At 36.8% G+C, this 3926-nt stretch carries 2 protein-coding genes; both read left to right on the top strand.

Annotated features, from left to right (window positions below):
• A partial coding sequence (locus tag E1176_RS04480; RefSeq protein WP_155209373.1) for a tetratricopeptide repeat-containing sensor histidine kinase occupies nucleotides 1-1724 on the top strand: 1724 nt, incomplete at its 5' end.
• An 87-nt stretch (nucleotides 1725-1811) separates the two neighbouring features.
• The coding region (locus tag E1176_RS04475; RefSeq protein WP_155209372.1) for a tetratricopeptide repeat-containing sensor histidine kinase at nucleotides 1812-3926 on the top strand (2115 nt) is incomplete at its 3' end.

The raw sequence follows: 3926 nt of genomic DNA, 5'->3' as shown, positions 1-3926 counted from the left end.
CAAAGTCCTACGAAAATCAAGTAAAATTCTTATTAAATAATTTAGCTCTTGTCCATTCTTACTTTGGCAATTATGATAAATCGCTCGATTATCATTTTCAATCTCTAAAACTTAGAGAACAAGAAAATGATAAAAAAGGTATATCTGTTGCCTTCAACAATATAGGTCTGGTTTATTATCAAATAAAGGATAATGAAAAAGCCCTGAGCTACTTTAAACAGGCGTTGGACATTTTGAGATCAGAAGGCATATCTGAAGATATTGGCAGTTGTCTCAATAACATTGGTCTTGCTTATACAGCTCTTGACAGGCATCAAGAAGCACTTGAATCATACAATCGTGTATTTGAGCTGTGTAATGATGCTTGTTCTGATGAGACGTTTTTAGCCGCCAATTTAGGTGCAGGTTTAGCCTATTATACAATTGGAAATTATGAGGATGCTGATGATAGACTTTTAATAGCTAAAGAGTTGGCAATTAAATTAAATGATAAATTAGATCTTACTATAACAAACTATTACTTAGCTAAAATCTACTACTATAGAGGAAATCTGGGAAAAGCATTTGATTTACTGAATGAAGCTTCGGAGACCGCTTCCTCTACGGATGCTCAGACTTGGATTATGGAAGTTGACAACCTCTATGCAGATCTTTATGAAGCTCAAAACGATTATCAAAAAGCCTATTTTCATAAAAATAGATACAGCACACTAAAAGACAGCATTTTCAATGAAGACCTCATAAAAAACCTGGCCAATATCCAGCTTGATTTTCAAGATCAACAAGCTCAGGAAATTATACAGGGAAAGGATTTTCAGATTCAGCGTAGGACGCAAATCAATCTTTTGTTAGGTGGCATTACGCTTTTAATCTCTGCCCTACTTTTCATTCTCTATAAGAACGTGCAGTTGAAAAAGAAGGCAAACCAAAAACTTGCCGAAGCTAATGAGATCATCGAGAATCAGAATAAGGAGCTCACCAATGTAAATGCTGAGCTTGAAGAACGAGTAAAAGAAAGAACCAAGGAACTGAAAAAGGCCAACGTGGCCCTACAAAAGTCAAATGAAGAACTTGATAACTTCATCTACAAGACATCGCACGATATAAAAGGGCCGCTGGCAACACTTATGGGGGTTTGTAATATTGCTCAAATAGATGTGAAAGACACTCAGGCGCTTGATTATTTTGATAAGCTGAGTATTACCGCTGTCAAGCTCAATGAGATTTTATCTAAGCTGCTCACTATTAACCAAATCAATAATACGGCACTGCAGCCAGAGAAAGTTGATTTTAACATCCTGATTCACGAACTCATTGAGGAATATAAGGGCTATTATAATAATCCGAAAATTGAAATTTCAGCAGATGTTAAGAACGTGAAGTTTACTTCTGATATCGCTTTACTTAAGGTTATATATGGCAACCTCATTAGTAATGCCATTAAGTTCAGAGAGCTTTCTGATAGGAAAGAATCTTTCATGAAAATAAATCTCGACAAAAAGAGTAAGGCCATTGTTTTTAGGATTGTAGATAATGGCACGGGTATTAGTGAGCAAGATGCTCAGAAAATATTTGAAGTGTTCTCTAAGGGCACTGATATGGCCGATTCATCAGGCATTGGTTTATATTTGGTTAAGCTTTCTGTTGAGAAGCTTCATGGTGATATTTCGCATGGAAAGACCGATGAAGGACATACATACTTTGAAGTGGCTCTGCCAGCTTAGAATTTTACCGCAGAATCTATAGAAAACCCAAACTTTTTTGATAAATTACATAGTTAGGCACCTTAAAATATTTGGGTGAATCCTTCTATGAAAACTGTCAAAATTTTACTTTTCATTTTACTTGCTCACTGTGGCACTCTCACGGCCCAAAGCAGTGATCCTGTAGACAGTTTAAAGTCGTTGATCAAAAATAGTTCTGGCTCAAATAAGGTTGATCAGTTACACCTCTTAATCATAAATACATGGCTAAATCAACCAGATACAGCTATGTCGTATGCAAGGGAGGCCATTAGGCTGGCAGATTCACTGAATGATACGCCACTTATCTCAAAATCAATAAGACTCAAGGGAGGTGTTCATTATTATCAAGCTGATTTTGATTCTGCCCTATTCTATGCAAAAGAGGCATTAAATATAGCGTTGCAGACGCAGGATACGTCACTCATAAGTAACTCAATCAACAATGCCGGGCTCGCTTATTATAACTTAGGTAGTTATCAAAATGCATTAGAAAATTTGCTGCGGGCTCTGAACCTTAAAATACTTGATGGGGAAATTTATGGTAGAGCACAGGTGATCAATAATTTAGGGTTGGTTTATGACAAACTAAAGGATTATAAACGAGCCCGCGAATATTTCAATGAGGCGCTGGCTTTTGCTGAAAAACATGATGACCCTAATCAGAAGCTCTATTCTCTCAATAACCTGGGCAATACTTATTTGTCAGAAGGTAAGGACGACAAAGCACTTAAGTATTTCAACAGGGCAATTAACTTAAAAGTCGATAATAAGAATTGGAATGCGGTCAGTTTAAGTGGGGTAGCCCAGGTATATATGCGTAAAGGTAATTTTGACTCCGCTGGTATATATTTCGATAGAGCGCTGAGATTAAGACAAGAGATCGGTGATAAAATTGGTCTTTCTGAAATCTACTTTTATTACGCTAAAGAAGCCCAAATCCAGGACAGCTACGATAGTGTTTTAAGCTATTTAGGCAGAAGTCAGCAAATTGCGACTAGTATAGGTGCCAAAGATCGCATGTTGGAGAATATTAAGTTGTATGTAGATCTGTATCAGGAGCTGGGAGATATTGAGAAAGCTTTTGAGTACCAAACTATGCTGCTGCAACTCAATGATACTTTGTTTAACGAAAACATGGCGAGAAATCTGGCAGAAATACAGCTAGAGATGCAACAAGAGGAGGCTAAAGCCTTGCTTCAGGAAAAGGACGCTCAAATTACTGATAATAAAAAATTCACAGCTTTTCTTATCACCATTATCGTATTGGTAGGCGTTATTCTTATTGTCATTTTCGTTGCTTTAAGGCATAATCAAAAAGTAAGTGAGGTTCTTAAAACTCAGAATTATGAGATAGGAGAGCAAAAGGAGGAGATCATGCAGCAAAAGGAATCTCTGATTAATAAAAATCTTGCTCTCGAAAATGCTCAACAAACGATACAAGAACAAAACAAAAAATTAGAAATATATAATCAACAATTGTTGAAGGCAGTTGATCAACGAACACAAGAGCTTGAGGAACGCAACAAGCAATTAAAGTTAGCTAATCTCGAGTTAGATAATTTCATATATAAGTCTTCTCACGATATCAAAGGTCCGTTAGCATCGCTGATGGGTGTGTGCAATGTCGCCCTCATGGATATTGAGGATGAGAAATCAAGGAAATATTTTGAGATGCTGGGAGATACAGCGAAGGGGCTTTACGATATTTTGGCCCGATTGAAAACGGTGAGTGATATTAGTAGCCATGAGCTTAAGGCTGAGAAAGTCAATTTTACGAGTATTATCGAAAAGTGCATTGATCAGGTGAGGAATATTGAGGGTCTTAAAAAAGTAAACATAGACTATAAGGTAGAAGATGATCTATCGTACCTGGGAGACCCATTTTTAGTTGATCTTATTTTTTTTAATATGATCCAAAATGCGATTAAGTTTCAGGAAGAAAATAACGTAGAGCCGGTAAAAATTGAAGTGAATCACGAAAAGGAAAACGTGATCATCCATTTTGTAGATCATGGCATTGGTATAGAAGATGAGGACACGGAACATATTTTTCACTTATACTCTAAATCAGCGATTAGGCATCAAACGTTTGGTCTGGGTTTGTACCTTGTGAAGCAATGTGTGCAAAAGTTGGGAGGTGAAATTATGCTGGTAAACGATGAAGACCTTACCCATTTCCGA

The organism is Fulvivirga aurantia (genome assembly GCF_009711475.1).
Classification (GTDB): domain Bacteria; phylum Bacteroidota; class Bacteroidia; order Cytophagales; family Cyclobacteriaceae; genus Fulvivirga; species Fulvivirga aurantia.
This window is presented reverse-complemented; position numbering and strand designations above follow the sequence as displayed.